The sequence below is a fragment of the Paenibacillus terreus genome (genome assembly GCF_042138595.1).
GTDB classification, from domain to species: Bacteria; Bacillota; Bacilli; order Paenibacillales; family Paenibacillaceae; genus Paenibacillus; species Paenibacillus terreus.
This window is the reverse complement of the sequence record NZ_JBHIRX010000019.1, coordinates 53,676-71,079: the sequence shown is the minus strand read 5'-3', so window position 1 is coordinate 71,079 and position 17,404 is coordinate 53,676. Positions and strand designations below refer to the sequence as shown.

Sequence of the window (17,404 nt, the reverse complement as noted above, 5' to 3'; positions counted from 1 at the left end):
TCTGGCCTGCCCGTGATATAATGGGGCGGTGAAGACGGGGCTGAAGCCTGTCTGCCCAAGGAGGAAAGGGATTGCTGGCATATTTACGCAGAGTACGTGAAACGTGGATGGATTATCCGCATCAGCCCGGAGAGGTGATCGGCGGCAGATATAAGGTTGTCAGGCTGCTGGGGATTGGCAGTTACGGGCTGACCTATCTGTGCATAGACAGTGAGACCGGCATGAGCGCAGCCCTCAAACAGGCCAAGCCAAGCAAGCGAGCCCGTGCCGTCAAATTGCTGCAGCGGGAAGCGGATATTCTGCAGCAGATGAGCCATCGCTGTATTCCCCGGTATATCGATTGGATCGAGCTGGCGAAGAACAAGGTATATATGGTATCCGAATATATAGAGGGAAGCACGCTTGAGGATTTGATTTTCGGGCAAGAACAGAGATTCACGGAAAAGGAGTGTGTCCTGTACACGCTGGAGCTGCTGGGGCGGGTCCGCTATGTGCATGAGCAGGGCTTTGTTCATATGGATATCCGCATCCCGAATGTGATCCAACGAGCGGGAGAGCTTCATCTGATCGATTTTGGACTGGCCCTCGCCATCGGAGAGGACCCGCAGGAGGTATTTCCCGGCTCTATGATACAAACACGCGATCCGCAGCGAAGGGATGCCGCAATGTACAGCGACCTGTATGATATCGGGCATTTCATGCTGTTTATGCTCTATTCCTCTTATGACCCGGTCCCCGGACAGGAGTCTGCAGGATGGCAGGAGGAGCTGGATTTGCATCCGGAGACCCGCCTTTTCCTGGAGCGTCTGCTGCAGCTTGGGCCCAGGTACGAGGATTCGGCGGCAGCCCTGCAGGATCTTGGACGTTTGTCCCGAGTGCTTCAGGATGAAGTGTGAAAAATGGGATACTGTCTATGCCCCCTGCACGATCGTCTACATAAGATGATTCTGTGTTAAAGACCAACTGAGCGATCAGCGGAAAGGGGCATTCTGACAGTGAAAACCAAAGGTGTCGGATATGCGGGTGCCGGTCCGTGGGGTTATCCCGGATATGTACCGGGAATTAAACCGGGATTTGGCTTCGGTTACGGCGAATGGGGACCTGTGGGGACCATTCTGGTTTTGTTGATTTTGCTGGCCATTATCTCCCGTGCATGGCTGCTTTACTAAATAGCAAGAAGAAAGAACAGGCTACATCGAATGAACTGCACCTTCAGTGTTGTTTGTTTCTAACCGTTGGGGTGCAGTTCAGAACGGCCTGTTCTTTTCCGTGTTCAAAATATGTTCCAGACTCAGGAGCTTGAGAAGCTGCGGTGTCTGTTCTTGTAATATCCGTGTCCGTGGCGGCTGTGTCCGTATTTCAGATCGGATGAAGACAGCTTTCCGACGTAACCTCCGTGGTGCCTTTTGTGGTGATCACTGCTGGAGTAACGTTTGTAATGCCGCCTGTCCGAGCTGCTGTAATGACGCCGATGGGAAGAATGGGAAGCGGAATGCATCAGGCGGTGCAGTATTTTCTTAAGCATCGTCTTGTCCTCCTTGGGTATAGGGTCCTTGATCAGCATGGAACCAAATCGCTTTTACTTAAAAAGGTAATACGTGCGAAGGACAGAGCGGTTGCAATTAATCTCCCAGCATTTTGTTCTGGAAATCAGCCAGAACCCTGAATTCTTCTTCAAATTTCCGCGAAATCCGGATGTAAATCGGCAGAAGCTCACGGTACACCTCAACATTTTTTCTTTCCGGCACGTGACGATGTGTTGTTCCGATCATGCTTCCGACCGCTTCAAGGGAGTCGATTCGCTTTTGCGCGTAGAGCCCAAGGATGACGGCGCCGAGGCAGGAGCTTTCCAGACTCTCCGGAATGATGACTTCCTGATCGAAAATATCGGCCATCAGCTGCCGCCACAGCTCGGAGCGGGCAAAGCCGCCCGTAGCATGGATGACGGAAGGTCTGTCGATGACCTCCTCCATGGCAAGCATGACGGTATAGAGGTTAAACAATACGCCTTCCAGGGCGGAGCGGATCATATGCTCCTTTTTATGCCGCAGGGTCAGGCCGAAGAAGGAGCCTCGTGCGTTTGGGTCCCACAGCGGCGCGCGTTCGCCGGACAGGTAAGGATGGAACAGCAGGCCGTCCGAGCCCGGAGGCACCTGCTCCGCAATTTTGGTCAGCACATGGTAGGGATCCAGTCCAAGGCGCTTGGCGGTTTCAACCTCAGAGGCGGCGAATTCGTCGCGAATCCAGCGAAAAATAATGCCTCCGTTATTGACGGGACCGCCAATCACCCACTGATCCTCCGTCAGCGCGTAACAGAAGAAGCGCCCCTTCGGATCGGTGACAGGCTTGTCGACCACGGTGCGGATGGCCCCGCTGGTGCCGATGGTTACGGCCACAACCCCGGGCTTAATGGCGTTAACGCCCAGGTTGGACAGCACGCCGTCGCTGGCGCCTACGACAAAGGGTGTCGATTCCAGCAGGCCCATTTCCTTGGCGTAGACCGGGTTCAAGCCGTTCATGATATGCGTTGTCGGAACAAGTGTCGACAGCTGTTTGCTGGTGACTCCGGCCACCGCCAAAGCTTCTTCATCCCAGTCCAGCTTCTCCAGATTCATCATGCCTGTAGCTGAGGCCATGGAGTGATCTACAACGTATTCCCGGAACAGCCGGGCGAACACATACTCCTTGATGGAAATATATTTATGGGCTTTTGCCGCAATATCCGGCAGGTCGCGTGTAATCCACATCAGCTTGGTAAGGGGGGACATGGGATGGACAGGCGTTCCGGTACGCCGGTAGATCGCTTGCCCGTTCAGCTCTTTTTTTAGCACCTCGGTCCAATGAGCGCTGCGGTTATCCGCCCAGGTGATACATGCGGTCAGCGGCGCCCCGCCTTCATCGACGGCCAGCACGCTGTGCATGGCCGAGCTGAAGGACACGAACAGGACCGATTGTGGCGGCACGCCGCTCTTGGCCATAACCTCGCGGATGGTCGTTACCACCGCCTTGAAAATTTCATCCGGGTCCTGCTCCGCCGCGGCCGGCACCGGAGTGTTCAGGGGATAACCGACATTATGCTCCGCTCTAATGGTACCGTTCTCTTCAAACAATACCGCTTTGGTGCTCGTTGTGCCGATATCCACGCCGATCATATGATTGACATTTGCCATGGTGATTCTCCTCTCTAATTCCGTAGCTGTATGGCTCTTTAATTCACACTACCACACTCAGCAGTAGAATCAAAATGAAGGCAACAAGGGAGAGAATGGTTTCCATAACGGTCCATGTTTTGAGCGTTTGCGGAACCGTCATGTTGAAAAACTCCTTGATCATCCAGAAGCCGGCATCGTTGACATGGGACAGAATCAGCGAGCCTGCACCCGTAGCAAGCACGGCCAGCTCCAGGTTGGCACCAGGTGTCATGGCAAGCACGGGAGCGACAATTCCCGCGGCAGTCGTCATGGCAACAGTAGCCGAGCCTGTGGCGACACGAATCAGCGCGGATACCAGGTAAGCAAATACAATCACATTAACGTTGGCTCCGGTAGCCATTTCGGCAATCGCTTTGCCGACACCGCTGTCAATCAGAACTGTCTTGAAGGCACCGCCTGCACCGATAATCAGAATAATGGAAGCGGTCGGCGCAAGGCATTCACTGGTAAAGCGGGCAAGATCATTCTTGTTGAAGCCGCGGGCATAACCCAGCGTGAAGAAGGAAAAGACGGTGGCGATCAGCAGGGCCACGACTTCGTCTCCGATAAATTCGAGAAATACGGTTAAACCGCTGGTCTTGCCAGGATCGGCAATCATGGCGATAGAACCGCTGAGCATCAGGATAACCGGCAGCAAAATTGTAAACAATGTAATACCAAAGCCGGGAAGCGCCCGCTCGTTTTTATTGGTGAACTGCTCGACAAGCTCGGGATTTGGTGTAACATGCACCCTTTTGCTGATCCAGTTGGCAAATACCGGTCCGGCGATAATAGCGGTCGGAATACCGACAATCAGCGCGTACAGGATCGTACGTCCGATGTCGGCCTGGTACGAGTCAATCGCAATCATCGGAGCGGGGTGCGGCGGAAGCAGACCGTGTACTGTGGACAGACCGGCAAGCATGGAAATCCCGACTTTGATCAAGGACATATTCATTTTACGTGCGACGGTGAACAGAATAGGGATCAGCAGAATCAAGCCGACCTCGAAAAATACAGGAATGCCGACAATAAAGGCGACGAGCAGCATGGCCCAATGAACGCGTTTTTCGCCAAAGCGGTCGATCAGCGTGGTGGCAATACGCTCAGCCCCGCCCGATTCAGCCATCATTTTTCCGAGCATCGTACCGAGACCGATGACGATGGCGATCGATCCCAGCGTTCCTCCGAGACCCTTCGTCACGGAAGTAATGACGTCAGGAGCAGGCATGCCGTTCATCAGCCCGAGGAAAAACGCTGCGAGCAAAAGGGAGACGAACGGATTCCACTTGAATTTGGCAATGAGCACAATCAGCAGAACGATCGTGATAAGCGCCCAGATCAACAAACTGGCGTTATGACTGAGCCCAAATAGGGATTGCATAGGTAAAACCTCCTTGAATGATTAGTTTGTATACTTGTCGACAACTTTAGCCAATGAAAACATTTCCGAAAACGGAAAAGTGTTTTCATTTCATTTTTGCAGCGCTTTCATTTTGCGGTTTACCATAAAATGAAATGGAACCAGTCCTAAAATGCCGATCCGCGAAAAGGAGAAAGCACACTGTCATTGACTGCATTGCGCGTGTCTCTGTAATGATCGTCCACGAGATCAGCCAGCCGTTTCACATCTCCATCCAGTAAAGCGGCCGCAAGTGTACGGTGCTTGGCAATGGTGACGAGCGACTCGTTGCTTTTGATGGAAAAACGCTGTTCCGTCGCGGCGAGCATCACGGTAAGGATGAGCTGTCTCATGCCGTTCCATGTATGCAAAATCCGTGTATGGCCAGCTTCCAGCACCAGCATTTCATGGAACAGAAAATCCTGCAGCGAAAACTCGGCGATATCCCAATGCTTAAAGGCGACTTCCATCTTGTCGGTAAGGCGTTCCAGCGCGGCTGCGATGGGGGCAGTATCTTTATGTACGAGACGCTTGACGACAAAATGCTCGATCAGCAATCTTACATCAAACAGCTCCTCCATGTCCGCAGGCGTCATGCCAATCACGACGGCACCCATTCGCTCAAGGCGAATTAATCCTTCACCGGACAGCACTTTCATGGCTTCCCTTACGGGGGAGCGGCTTGTCCCGAAATCGGCAGCGATCTGGTTCTCGGATAAAACCGTGCCTGGAGCATAGTGTCCCCGGATAATCTGCAGTCTAAGCTCACAGGCGATTTTTTCGCCCAACGAAGCCCCTTGCAGCCATGCTGCCGGATAATCCACATTGCTCACGCTCCTGTCTCTTATAAAGTTTGTCAACATGTATACAGGTATACAAGTTAGAATTATTATATACACAAATTTAAATTCCTGTAAACGGTAACATTTAAATTTTAAGAAGATGACCCGGGCAGGCGACATAAATTCATGTGCGATGGTGTTTTCCTTTTGCCGTTTTTCGCGATACAATAGCAGATAGTATATCGGGCGCATAAACTGCATCAAAATGAGTATACAGAGAGCCGGATTCCGGCGGCTTGTGTTAAGGGTGCAAATCCAATGTAAGGAGACTCTCCATGATTATTTTGAAGACGAAGGAACAAATAGAAAATATGAAGAAGGCCGGTGAAATTTTGGCCGCCTGTCACCGGGAGATCGCAAAGATGATCCGTCCCGGGATTACGACGCTTGAAATTGATGCTTTTGCCGAGGCGTTTATGAAAAAAAACGGGGCGACTCCCGAGCAGAAGGGGTATAACGGTTATCCGTATGCAACCTGCGGTTCCGTGAATGACGTGATCTGCCACGGCTTTCCGAACAAAACGCCGCTGAACGAAGGCGATATCGTTACGATTGACATGGTCGTGAATTTAAACGGCTGGCTCGCTGACTCCGCCTGGTCCTATGCGGTAGGGCAGGTATCCGAGCAGGCGCAGAAGCTGCTGGACGTAACGAAGGAATCATTGTACAAAGGTATCGAGCAGGCTGTTGTCGGCAACCGGATCGGGGATATTTCCCACGCGATTCAGGTATATGCGGAAGCTCAGGGCTTCTCCGTGGTGCGCGATTTCATCGGGCACGGGATTGGTCAAAGCATGCATGAAGAGCCGCAAGTGCCTCACTACGGTCCTCCGCATCGCGGCACCCGTCTGAAGGAGGGCATGGTCATCACCATCGAGCCGATGCTGAATACCGGAACCTACCGCTGCAAGATTGACGAGGACGGCTGGACGGCGCGCACACAGGACGGGGGTTTATCCGCCCAGTACGAGCATACGCTGGCGATTACGGCGGATGGGCCGATCCTCTTAACGGAGCAATAACGTCTGTGTCACTTCATTACAAAAGGGCCCGGGTCTATGACCTTGGGCCCTTTAAAATGCGGAGAGCGTAACCGATACGATGTCATCCAAAACCTTGGGGTCGGATGTCAGCTTGGTCACCTGGATCAATCCATATCGCGCATAATGCAGATATCTGGCCAGTGCGTGCAGGTCCTGACCCGGCTTCAGCTCGCCCTGCTGTTCGGCACGAACCAGTGCATCGTAAAGCGCCTGCTCCACCAGAATCCTGTCCTGCTCAAAAAACTCTGCTATTTCAGGAACGTGCGGTATCTGATCAATGGCGCTGTACAAAATAAGGCACTCTTTGCGCCGCGCTTCATCCTTCAGGGTAGCGGCAACCTCGTGAAAAATATCATGAATCGCTATTTTGACGGAATCCGCCTGCTGCAGATAAGCGACGACGGCGGCTGATTTTTCACCCGCATAATGCTTGACCGCCTTAATGAAAAGATCCCGCTTCGTGCCATAGGTATCATACAGGCTTTGGCGGGCGATCCCCAGCCCTTCGAGCAATACCTGCAGTGAAGTTCCCTCGTAACCGTAGTGACCGAATATCTCCATGGCCTTGTGCAGAACGAGCGTTGTGTCAAATTCCTTGTTTCTTGCCAAGCGGGTGTACCCCCTTTCTCTCCAACCAAACTACCCTTTTCGGATCGTTCTGTCAAGAATCATGGGTATCGGGCAATGTGGTGCTCATTCGTTAGTATTGAAGCCAAGGTTGTAATCATAGAAGCGGCAATAAAAAAAGCCCGCCCCCACTAAACAGTGTGAAAGCAAGCTAAGCCGACCGAACCATTTATGGGTTGACCGGAGTGTTTGGCGTTTCGGCAGGGAACAGTTTGCGGTACTGCATATACATATAAAGGCGCCAGTGCAGCAGCGTTCCGAATGCCAGCGTAAAGAATACCGAAGCCGTCTGAGGAATGGTGACATATTGCTGGACAAACTCATGCAGCAGCATCCGGACAGCCAGCAGGCCGAGCAGGATAAAGAAGAAAGCCCGTGAGCGCTGGACAAAAACTTGTCCGTCCACCATCTCAAACTTGGTGCTGCGAATGAGCGGGTAGGAGAAGATAAACCAGCCCACCAGAAACGAAGTGACTCCCCACAGCAGTGGAATATGAACTTCGGGGACAATGAACATTAAAAATCCCGTGCTCATGCCGAGCGGAGGGATAATGATTTTTTTTACATTTATAGGACGGTGGCTGGCCTTCATGCGAATAAATATCGCAAGTACGGCCATGATCACCATGCCGACAGTCGCTCCGTACTGTAAATAAGTAGTGTTGATGTGTAGCAACCTGAGAACCCCTTTCCAATGGGATCTACAACGAGTTTTTGTAGAGGTTGTTCAAAAAGTCACCTTTTGATCACGAAGGAAGTCAGGAAGCGGAATCGGCATCGAATCTTGAATTCAGCCGGGCCTTCCGGTGCTCAGGTACTCCAAGTACGCTCCGCTCCTCAGTCCCTATCTTCATTCAACCTTCTCGGTGCTGAAAACCTGACTTTTTGAACACGCACTTGCAGTAAAATCTCACTTTTTAAGTATACCACAATTCGCCGGTTAACAGCCTCTGCAGGATCGTTCTCCTTACAATTGACATAATTATGTCACACCTCATCAGCATTTATGGCGTCATAGTTTTGTTTTTTGTAAGGAGTGTGGCATGAGTTAGCCGTATTAGAAACAGAGCTGATGCCCTTCTTGTTGTTGGGAATGAAAAAAGCGCAGTAACTCATAGGAGCTGCGCCTTTTCACACTGTAATCGTTTAGCAGGTTAATCATTTCATGCATGAATGCTTAACCAGCTGAATTACCATCGTCTTCTTTCCTGTCTGCTGATCACAATCATGGCTGCAATAATCAGGATAAACGCAACAAGCGCCAGCATCGGAATTGTAATAAAGCCGAACCAATTCAGGTAATCCGTCTCGCAGGACACTCTGCCGCAGGAGGTGCTTGGAGCAGCAGCAGCACGGGCGGCGGCGATGCGCTGAATAGTCACATGGTAAGCGGAGATGAGGCCGCCGATCACGGATAAAGGAAGTATGTATACGCGGATGCCTGAATCCCCTCTAAAGTAGGCAATACCAAGCAAGACCGTGAGCGGGTACATCAGTATGCGCTGGAACCAGCACAGCTTACAGGGCTCGTACCCCAGGTATTCGCTTAGAAAAAGACTGCCAAGTGTCGCCACACACGCGACGATCCATGCGAAGAATAACATCAAATCAGATTTTTTTCCGAACATGAACGTTCTCCTTTTTTTTCAGGAAATTGCGCCTCAGTGATGGAACCTCAAGCTCCAATTCATAGCTGCAGTTATATTGATCATACTATAAGCGAATGAGGAAGAACAGTAGGTTGATTCTGCAGTCCGGGATTATTGCCGATGAGAGTCAATTTGAAAGGAAGGAGATACAGCTGCAAAATAAAGTTTGACGATTTATTGACAGTTTAAACTGTGATTTTTATAATTACAGTACTATCTTGACACCATCGCAATGGCTGATATCAGAGTGCGCGTTCAGGCAGAGGAAGCAGAGAGCATGCCATAGGGACATTTCCGGAAACGCCGTGAACACAGAGAATGCTGTGCTGACGTTGTTTTCGGAAGTGAAAACAATCATTTTGTTACATATACAAAGGAGACAGGAGAGTGTAAACCATGTCCAAAGTGGAACTGAATGAAACACTTCGAGTCATTAGCGAAAGACATGCGGTAAAGAAATATGAGACTGGACTTCAAATGCCGGAGGCGGACCTGCAGGCGATTCTGAAGGCGGCCAGCGAAGCCCCTTCAGCCTGGAATCTTCAGCACTGGAAGTTCCTTGTCATTGAATCCGAGGCTGACAAGCAGAAGCTGCTTCCTATTGCCTTTAACCAGGCTCAGGTTGCCGAAAGCTGCCTGACGATCGCTGTATTGGGCGATCTGGAGGCGAACCGCAATGCTGTTATTTATAACCAGGCTGTGGAAGCAGGCTTCCTCAAGCCGGAAATCCGTGATGCATTGGTCGGTCAGATCAACGGCGCTTATCAGAACCCGCAAGTGGCTCGCGACTCCGCCATTATGAATGCTTCGCTGGCGGCCCAGAACATCATGCTGGCAGCGAGATCCCTTGGTTATGATACCTGCCCTATGGGCGGATTCAATCCTGATAAGCTGGCGCAGGAGTTCAACATTCCGGGCCGTTATGTGCCGGTCATGCTGATTTCCGTAGGCAAGGCAAAGGAGCCTGCCCGTCCGTCAGGGCGTCTGCCGCTGTCCGAGACAGTTGTCCGCGGAAGCTTCTAAAGAAAACCATATCGATTAAGTTCAATGGAAGGGGCGAGCCTGGAGCTGCCCCTTTCATTTTTTTGTCCGTATTGCCGTCCCGGGACATTTTTCTGCTGCTGCAGCGGGCACCAATTTACCGAAAATATGGTAGACTGAATTTAAAAGTCAATGGGAGAGAAGGGGAGGAATCAGGCATGTCCGATTATGATGAACTCGCCGAGCAAAGGCGCAAGAGGTTAAAGCTTATCCAGTTCAGCAGTGAGGATCAATCGCTCGTCGAATCGGAAAAGCCGAAGGAGACTTTTCAGGACGTGGGCGGCCTGGAGGATGTGAAGAAGAAAATCCGCATGAATTTTATTCTGCCCCTGCAGCAGCCGGAAATTTTCGCGGCCTATGGCAAAGAAGCCGGGGGAAGCCTGCTGCTGTTCGGGCCCCCGGGCTGCGGCAAGACCTTCCTCGCCAGAGCTGTTGCGGGAGAGATTGACGCAAACTTCCTGCACATTGAGCTGCAGGCCATTTTGTCCATGTATGTGGGGCAGAGCGAGCACAATCTTCATGATATTTTTCAGAAGGCCAGGGAGAACAAGCCTTGTGTGATTTTCATAGATGAGCTGGACGCGATGGGCGGCAACCGTCATCAGATGCGGCAGCATCATGACCGGATGCTTGTGAACCAGCTGCTGCTGGAGCTGGACGGACTGCAGGCGGAGAATGATCAGGTCTTTGTGATCGGAGCGACCAATACTCCATGGTATCTGGATCCGGCGCTCCGCCGACCTGGCCGGTTCAATCACCTGATATTCGTTCCGCCGCCGGAGGAAGCGGAGCGTGAGCTGATTCTCAAGCTGAAGCTGGCGGGAAAACCGGCAGAGGATCTAAGTTTGGGCAGACTGGCGTCGGATACCAAGCTTTTCTCGGGCGCTGATCTGGAGCAGGTGGTCAAGGATGCCGTGGAATCGGCCATGGAACGCACCTTCGAGAGCGGAAAGATTGAGCCTATAACGAATAATGACCTGAAGAAAGCCGCGAAGAACAGGAAGGCCACAACTCTTGAATGGTTCGCAACGGCTAAGAATTATGCCACGTTCAGCGACGTAAACAAGGATTACCAGGTTGTGCTAGAATACGCGAAGAAGCATGGAATCCGCTAGGCGGTCGGGAGAGGAGGAGCTGCAGCTTGGGAACCGTCTTCAATCAGCCCGATTATGCGGCTGCTTACCAGCTTATCGAGTGGAGAAGATTTAAGGAAGCACTTGCCGAAGCGGAGAGGCAGCTTCGTCTGGAGCCTGAAGATCCGGACGGCATGGCGCTTGTGGCGGAAATTTATTATCAGATGAACGAATATGAGAAGGCTTTGCACTGGAGCAGAGAAGCGATGCTGCGGGAGCCTGACCATCAGCTGGCCTGGTATGTGCGTGTTCGCGTACATTTTGAGACGAATGAGATGAAGGCCTTCAATGAGTCCGTTGAGGAAGCTCTGCGGATCGACCCTTATGAGCCTCATTATTACTTTCTAAAAGCTCAGCTGCTTAACAAAAAGTCTAAGTTCAGAGAAGCGAAAGAGGAGCTGCTGCTGGCGCTGGAGCTGCGCCCTGAATCGCCGTTATATTTGGCGTCCATGAGCTATACGGAAGCACTGCTGGGCAATGATGAAGAATCGCAGCGCCTGGACAGACAGGCGATCCGTGAGGGAGCGGAGCAGCCGATCGTGCTCATGTACCTGGCTTGGGCGGCGGCGGAGCGTGGGGATTACAGTCTGAGAGAGGACTATATGCGCAGTGCCGTCCGCTTGAGTCCGGACGATAAACAGTACCAGGATGAGTACCTGGAAGCCCTGCAGCAAAACAACACGGTATTCAAGGTTTTATTGTATCCGGGAAGGCTGCTGCGCAAGCTGCGGCCTTGGCAGGTTTTTCTGGTGTGGGCGCTTGCCTGGCTATTGTTTAAACCGCTGCTTGTGCTGTTTATCATTATCTATGTGCTGGTGCATTGGGGGAGCAAAGCGATTGTGCATTTGAAGGTATTCGGCTGGAGAGGAAGAGGAAGGTAGAGTGCGAATCTACTCGATTGCTAAATGTTGGTGAAAAGAGGCTGTCCCAATTGAATATGGGACAGCCTCTTTTGGTTTATGGTCTCTCGTATCCGTCCGGGTTTCGGACTGGAAAGACGCTATTACTGTAAAAGTCGGCTTATTTTGCTTTATTCGGACACAGATGCAGTTATCTGCTCATTTTTTCGCCTGTAAGCCTGAAATTTAACTGAATAAGGTCTGTGAGGTCCGAAATCTCGATAGAAAGCAGGTTCTTTTCGCAAATAGAGTCTCTCCAGTCCGCGAAAGTATCCCTTGCACAGAGCCAGACCTAGACCCAGACCCAGGCCCCGAACATGCCAGCCCTCCAACCTGCAGATGTTTCAGACCGATTAGGGACAGCATTTCTTTTGACAAGCAGCCGGAGTCTAGTCCATTTTACGTGATACCAGGTACATAAGCTCTGCCGTAAGGATGGGCAAAGAGACGGAAGCCGGATAAGCGAGATAGCGCGGCTCCCAGACGGGCGAGAACTTTTCCTTGTATTTGCGCAAGCCCTGAAAGCCGTACCAGTGGCCGCCGTATTGAAATACCAGCCGTGCCAGCTTTTCTTCGCGCAGCGCGCGTTCGGTCTGGCCCACACTGGAGAGTGGGGCCATGCCAAGGTTGAAGGTCACATACCCTTCGTCCCGTGCCCACTCCATCACATGAGTGAACAGAAAATCCATGGTTCCGTTCGGCGCATCCGGCAGATGGCGCATCAGGTCAATGGAGATCGTCCGTTTATTGTCGTAAGCAGGGGCTAGGGAGGCAAAGGCGATAACGCGCTGCTCCGGATCGAGCACAAGCGCAATCGGCGCCAGCTGGAGATAGGATTCTTTAAACCAGCCAAGCGAATAGCCTTTTTCCTTTCGCCCCTCAAGCCATACGTCCGATACGGCCCGCAGCTGGCTGATCAGGTTATCGTCAAACGGGGGATAAGCCATTTGAAACGAGCAGCCCTCTCTGCCGAACCGGTTTCTTACCGTACGCAGCGGTGTATTGCTTTTACCCGATAAAGTGAAAAATTCAAGCGGCACAAGTGCCTCCTCCCCAAGCTTGAAAAAGCGGTAGCCGTTCTCGTGATAAATCGGGAGATACTCCGGGGATGCCTGGTAAAAGACAACCGCAAGCGCGTATCTGTCAGCATAGCTTTGGAATTCCTGGATAGCTGCGCTGGCTTTGTCCATCGGACCTAAGGGATCGCCAAGCACGACCAGTTTGTTGCGGCTTCTGGCGTATGGGATGAGAACCTGGTCCTTCTGAGCCCAATAGAACCGTTTGTCCCCCAGAAACAGCATGTGAGTCAGCAAGTTTCCTTGCTCATGAGCGATAAATTCCCGCAGCCTGTCCATTTCGGCCTTATCCGGCAGCGCTTCGATGTCCCGTTTGGGGCGCATCATGAGGTACATGGTCAGGAACACCCAGGCGGACATCAGACTGAGCACACCTTTGATGCCAAAATGGTGGCGGTCAAACAGCAGATTTGTGCTCATGCGCAAGGGCAGACGGTGCAGGAAATAGCTGTAGCCGCCAACTCCAATGAGGAGGTAGGCCGCCGTCACCAGAACGGTGAGTCCGCCCCAAATCAACAGATTGGTACGGCTTACCGGAGCCCCTTCACGGTAAAAGCGCGACCGGGAAAGGTACAGCATCAAGGCCACGAAAAGCAGGAAGGAAGCCTCCTCGAAGTCGAGGCCCTTGATGAACGTAAAAATCGCACCCGCGAGCAGCAGTACAAGCGTAAGGCGAAGCGCCCGCCGGATACGCAGCGAAATCCCGTGCGACAGCACGACCAGCATGATGCCGATGATGACCGAGATATCATGAGAGAGCTGCATAATGGGCAGGGTCAACAGCTTCTCGGCAAAACGCAGCCTGTACAGCAGGCCTGGTAAAGCCGCGGACAGCAGAAGCACGAGCCCGGAAGCAAGCACCAGCTTGCTCAGCGCCCAGACGCCGAGGTCGGCCAGAAAGCGGAACTGCCCCGGCCACGCCCAAATCTGCTGCCATTTATTCAGGGAATAGCTCCAGCCTGAGCCGGCCAGCTCGCCGATCCGTTCCCGGCTTGGGATGATTTCGGCCGCCGTCATCACAAGGGCGATGAGCCAAGGGACGATAAAATAGAAGAAACGGAACAGCAGAAGCACCGTCAAAGCAAGATCGGGGTGCACCCCCAGCAGCTGCAGGCCAAGCAGAGTCGTGACATCAAAAGCGCCGATGCCGCCGGGTGTCATACTGATCAGGCCGGCTGTAGCGGCAATGATGTAGACGCCGATCAGCGCGTCAAACGGGACACCGTGCAGGACGCGGGCGCCGACGAGCGCAAAAGCCAGCGCGGCGAACAGCCACTCCAGCAAGGAAGCGGCCACAGAGGCGAGAATGGTTGTCCAGGGCATGGTTCCTTTGCCCTGATTGAACCATTTGCCGAACAGGCGCGAGCGCTGAACAAGCAGGAACACCGGCAGGTAGAAAGCCATTCCCCACATGGCCCACCGCAGCCATGGATAAGTATGGAACAACTGGTCCCCCGGAAACAGACGGGCCAGAACCGTCCACGCGAGCAGAGACAGCCCCGTAATCGCCACAGGGGAGAGAAAAATAACCGCGGCCGTGATGACATTAAGCGGAACGCCGCTTTTTTTATAAAGAAATGCGCGCAGGCCGGCCCCGGTAAACCCGGCAAATCCGCAGGCATTATTGAAGGTATTGGCGATCCAGCCGTACCGGAAGGTCGCTCCCACGGATATCGGCATCCGGTAGTGCCTGCGGACAACAAAGTCATAGGAGCTCATTACGGCGGCGGCAAGCAGTGAAAAAAGCGCAATCTCAAGTACAGTCCATGGCGAAAGACGCCGCAGTTCGAACAGCATGCGTCCGATATTCATATTATGAAGCTCACGGCTCCCCAGCCAAATCACAATGGCCAAAATAATCAGGGGAATCAGCATCCTGACGATTCGTTTCTGATAAGCAGCCAATATAAGCTGAACGATCCGGAATGATTTGAGCTGCTTGAGTGCTGTAAGCAAGTTGGATTCACTCTCCTGAAAATGACTTGAATGTAGTGGAAGACGGGTCCATGTCTCGCTCCGCTCCCGCAAATTGACCGGACGGCGGAGACCGACGTATACTGATAAGAAGAATATACCAGAATCAACTTTTAATTACGAAATTTTGTGCTTGCTTTCATCTTATTTCTACATGATTCATAAGAGAGGTTTTGCCCTGATGAAACTGGTGAAGAATCTGTTGGGGTGGTTGGGAACTTTTGGAGCCGCCATCGCAGTCACATTGTTTATCGGCATATTTATTGCCCAGCCTTATACGGTGGAAGGACATTCGATGGAGCCGACGCTGCATGACCAGCAGAAGCTGTATGTCTCCAAAATTCCCAACACCTTCCCGGGAACGTTGAAGCACGGCGATATTGTTATCATTGACAGCCGTGTCAAAGAAAAACGCAGTATTGTTAACGATTTATGGGAGCAGCCGTTATTACGACTGTTTGACGAGGAGAAGAATAAAAGCATTTATGTCAAACGGGTCATCGGTATGGCCGGCGATGTGGTCGAAGTGAAGGATCATGCGGTGTATCTAAACGGAAGTCTGCTGAACGAGCCTTATATCAAGGAGACCATGGATGAGGCGGATGACGAGAAATGGGTTGTGCCCGAAGGATATATTTTCGTTATGGGGGATAACCGGAATAACAGTAACGACAGCCGTGTAATCGGCTTCATCCCGCTGGATCATGTGATCGGCAAAACATTTTAACAGATTCATGAATACTCTGCCGCGAGAAACTCGTGACAGAGTATTTTAGTTTACATCTTTTTCTTTCAAATTGGCGAACATATGTGCTATAATGCAATGAGCTGGATGAAATATCCTTAAGGAGGACGAGCCGTGGCTGAAATCGATGATTTTTTGAAGCTGGATATCCGGATCGGCACCATTATTGGAGCTGAACCTTTTGAGAAAGCGCGCAAGCCGGCATATAAGCTGCAAATTCAGTTTGGAGAGGAACTGGGGATCAAGCGGTCCAGCGCCCAAATTACGAAGCGGTATCAACCTGAACAACTGATCGGACGCCAGGTGGTGGCTGTTGTGAATTTTCCGCCGCGTAACATTGCCGGCTTCCAATCAGAGGTACTGGTACTGGGCGGCGTACCGGGTGAGGGAGATGTGGTGCTGCTGGCGCCGGATGCCCCACTGCCGGATGGCACACCGATTGGATAATTTTGTTTGTCTTTTGGCGGGCGCTCCATTAATATATAAGAGCTTGGAGCTCTGATACCCAAGAAAGGCATACTTTCCACATGAAAAGAGAGATGCGTGCGAGGAGGAGAAACCGCATTATGTCAGCAACAAAGTTAGGGAACGGGCCTTTGATCATTCTGATGGTCAACATGTTCATTGCCATGCTGGGGATCGGTCTGATCATTCCTGTCCTGCCTGAGTTTATGGGCATGCTGGGGGGCAGCGGGGAAGCGGGAGGCTACCTGGTTGCCGTCTTCGGGCTTACACAGTTCATATTTTCCCCTATTGGCGGGGAATGGTCGGATAAGTACGGCCGCAAAAAGCTGATTATTCTTGGCCTTATCATCATGACGGCTTCATCTGTTATCTTTGCCTTGGGTACTTCGATGTGGATGCTTTACGTTTCCCGTCTGATCGGAGGCATCGGGGCGGCCTTTCTGATTCCGCCGATGATGGCTTATATCGCGGATATTACCACCCTGGAGACACGCGGTAAAGGAATGGGCTTGCTCGGCTCGGCGATGTCCCTGGGCTTCGTCATTGGACCGGGCGTAGGTGGTCTGCTGGCTGATATTTCAGTAAGGGCACCATTTTATGTATCTGCCGGTGTGTCCCTTGTGGCTACACTGGTTTCCCTGTTCTTTCTGCCTGAAACGCTGTCGCTTGAGGATCAGCAAAGGCACCGCAATACGATGCTTAAGCGGGAGAATGTGATCAAGCAGTTTGCACTTTCGTTCCGCAAGCCGTATTTTGCGCTGCTCATTATGATATTTACACTGACGTTTGGCCTGTCCCATTTTGAGACGATGTTTCCGTTCTTTGTAACAGGCAAGTTTCATTATGATGAACAGGACATTGCCCTGGTCATTACGATCGGAGCCCTGATCGGCACTGTCATCCAGGCAGTCGCCATTGGCCCGGTGCTGAGCCGTTTCGGAGAGAAGGCTGTCATTACCGTGTCGTTCCTGTTCTCGGCGATTTCGCTGGTGCTGATGCTGTTCTCGGGCAATTTCTACTATGTACTCGGGGTGGCCCTGATTTTCTTCACGGCTACGGCGCTGCTTCGTCCGGCTATCAATACGGCATTATCCAAAATGGCGGGCGACGAGCAAGGCGTAGCTGCAGGTATGAACAATGCTTATATGAGCATTGGCAATATCGTAGGGCCTGCCCTGGCGGGAACCCTGTTCGATGTGCATATTAATCTGCCTTACATTTTCGGGGCAGCCATCCTCATGCTCAGTCTGGTGCTGGCTGTGAACTGGAAGGCGGGCAGAAGAACAGAACCTGCTGTATAAAGTGGCAGTTAGTAAC

Annotated in this window: 17 protein-coding genes; 9 read left to right on the top strand and 8 right to left on the bottom strand. The window is 52.0% G+C overall.

Annotated elements, in window-relative coordinates; translation table 11 throughout:
* The first annotated feature begins 71 nt into the window (after positions 1 to 71).
* The gene (locus ACE5KN_RS25605) at positions 72 to 896 is read left to right on the top strand and encodes a serine/threonine protein kinase (RefSeq protein WP_375526309.1); all 825 of its coding nucleotides are present in this window, start codon (positions 72 to 74) and stop codon (positions 894 to 896) included.
* A 99-nt stretch (positions 897 to 995) separates the two neighbouring features.
* A complete protein-coding gene (locus ACE5KN_RS25600) occupies positions 996 to 1,169 on the top strand; it encodes a hypothetical protein (RefSeq protein ID WP_375526308.1) in 174 nt (57 codons plus the stop codon).
* Between the two features lie 122 nt (positions 1,170 to 1,291).
* Here ACE5KN_RS25600 and ACE5KN_RS25595 read toward each other — a convergent pair whose 3' ends face one another.
* The 4 genes from ACE5KN_RS25595 to ACE5KN_RS25580 all read right to left on the bottom strand — a co-directional run bounded on the left by ACE5KN_RS25595 (position 1,292) and on the right by ACE5KN_RS25580 (position 5,417).
* Positions 1,292 to 1,525 (bottom strand): hypothetical protein, encoded by a 234-nt coding sequence (locus tag ACE5KN_RS25595; RefSeq protein ID WP_375526307.1) that lies wholly within the window; start codon positions 1,523 to 1,525, stop codon positions 1,292 to 1,294.
* A 97-nt stretch (positions 1,526 to 1,622) separates the two neighbouring features.
* Complete coding sequence (gene gntK, locus ACE5KN_RS25590) at positions 1,623 to 3,170, bottom strand: gluconokinase (RefSeq protein ID WP_375526306.1); 1,548 nt, start codon at positions 3,168 to 3,170, stop codon at positions 1,623 to 1,625.
* Between the two features lie 43 nt (positions 3,171 to 3,213).
* Positions 3,214 to 4,575, bottom strand: coding sequence for a GntP family permease (locus ACE5KN_RS25585; RefSeq protein WP_375526305.1), 1,362 nt, complete (start codon positions 4,573 to 4,575; stop codon positions 3,214 to 3,216).
* Positions 4,576 to 4,721: 146 nt separating this feature from the next.
* The gene (locus tag ACE5KN_RS25580; protein ID WP_375526354.1) at positions 4,722 to 5,417 is read right to left on the bottom strand and encodes a GntR family transcriptional regulator; all 696 of its coding nucleotides are present in this window, start codon (positions 5,415 to 5,417) and stop codon (positions 4,722 to 4,724) included.
* 293 nt (positions 5,418 to 5,710) lie between these two features.
* On the opposite strand from ACE5KN_RS25580, the gene map reads away from it, so the two are divergent.
* Positions 5,711 to 6,457, top strand: a complete 747-nt coding sequence (map, locus tag ACE5KN_RS25575) for a type I methionyl aminopeptidase (protein WP_375526304.1) — start codon at positions 5,711 to 5,713, stop codon at positions 6,455 to 6,457.
* Positions 6,458 to 6,508: 51 nt separating this feature from the next.
* Here the strand turns inward: map and ACE5KN_RS25570 are convergent, their stop codons facing one another.
* The 3 genes from ACE5KN_RS25570 to ACE5KN_RS25560 form a co-directional block, all read right to left on the bottom strand.
* On the bottom strand, positions 6,509 to 7,087 hold the full coding sequence (locus tag ACE5KN_RS25570) for a TetR/AcrR family transcriptional regulator (protein WP_375526303.1): 579 nt from the start codon (positions 7,085 to 7,087) through the stop codon (positions 6,509 to 6,511).
* A 187-nt stretch (positions 7,088 to 7,274) separates the two neighbouring features.
* Positions 7,275 to 7,781 (bottom strand): CcdC family protein, encoded by a 507-nt coding sequence (locus ACE5KN_RS25565; protein ID WP_375526302.1) that lies wholly within the window; start codon positions 7,779 to 7,781, stop codon positions 7,275 to 7,277.
* A gap of 514 nt (positions 7,782 to 8,295) precedes the next feature.
* Positions 8,296 to 8,733 carry a disulfide oxidoreductase gene (locus tag ACE5KN_RS25560; protein ID WP_375526301.1) on the bottom strand — a complete coding sequence of 146 codons (438 nt, stop codon included), beginning with the start codon at positions 8,731 to 8,733 and terminating at the stop codon, positions 8,296 to 8,298.
* Positions 8,734 to 9,150: 417 nt separating this feature from the next.
* Here ACE5KN_RS25560 and ACE5KN_RS25555 point away from each other — a divergent pair, with 417 nt between their 5' ends.
* The 3 genes from ACE5KN_RS25555 to ACE5KN_RS25545 all read left to right on the top strand — a co-directional run bounded on the left by ACE5KN_RS25555 (position 9,151) and on the right by ACE5KN_RS25545 (position 11,809).
* On the top strand, positions 9,151 to 9,777 hold the full coding sequence (locus ACE5KN_RS25555) for a nitroreductase family protein (RefSeq protein ID WP_375526300.1): 627 nt from the start codon (positions 9,151 to 9,153) through the stop codon (positions 9,775 to 9,777).
* A 176-nt stretch (positions 9,778 to 9,953) separates the two neighbouring features.
* Positions 9,954 to 10,910 (top strand): ATP-binding protein, encoded by a 957-nt coding sequence (locus ACE5KN_RS25550; RefSeq protein WP_375526299.1) that lies wholly within the window; start codon positions 9,954 to 9,956, stop codon positions 10,908 to 10,910.
* 26 nt (positions 10,911 to 10,936) lie between these two features.
* The gene (locus ACE5KN_RS25545) at positions 10,937 to 11,809 is read left to right on the top strand and encodes a tetratricopeptide repeat protein (RefSeq protein ID WP_375526298.1); all 873 of its coding nucleotides are present in this window, start codon (positions 10,937 to 10,939) and stop codon (positions 11,807 to 11,809) included.
* Between the two features lie 407 nt (positions 11,810 to 12,216).
* On the opposite strand, the gene mprF is transcribed toward ACE5KN_RS25545, so the two are convergent.
* The gene (gene mprF, locus ACE5KN_RS25540; protein ID WP_375526297.1) at positions 12,217 to 14,859 is read right to left on the bottom strand and encodes a bifunctional lysylphosphatidylglycerol flippase/synthetase MprF; all 2,643 of its coding nucleotides are present in this window, start codon (positions 14,857 to 14,859) and stop codon (positions 12,217 to 12,219) included.
* 199 nt (positions 14,860 to 15,058) lie between these two features.
* Here mprF and lepB point away from each other — a divergent pair, with 199 nt between their 5' ends.
* The 3 genes from lepB to ACE5KN_RS25525 all read left to right on the top strand — a co-directional run bounded on the left by lepB (position 15,059) and on the right by ACE5KN_RS25525 (position 17,388).
* Entirely contained in the window at positions 15,059 to 15,604 is a 546-nt protein-coding gene (gene lepB / locus ACE5KN_RS25535) for a signal peptidase I (protein WP_375526296.1), read from the top strand.
* Positions 15,605 to 15,736: 132 nt separating this feature from the next.
* Positions 15,737 to 16,069 (top strand): chaperone CsaA, encoded by a 333-nt coding sequence (gene csaA, locus ACE5KN_RS25530; RefSeq protein WP_375526295.1) that lies wholly within the window; start codon positions 15,737 to 15,739, stop codon positions 16,067 to 16,069.
* A gap of 119 nt (positions 16,070 to 16,188) precedes the next feature.
* The gene (locus ACE5KN_RS25525) at positions 16,189 to 17,388 is read left to right on the top strand and encodes an MFS transporter (RefSeq protein ID WP_375526294.1); all 1,200 of its coding nucleotides are present in this window, start codon (positions 16,189 to 16,191) and stop codon (positions 17,386 to 17,388) included.
* Positions 17,389 to 17,404 lie beyond the last annotated feature (16 nt).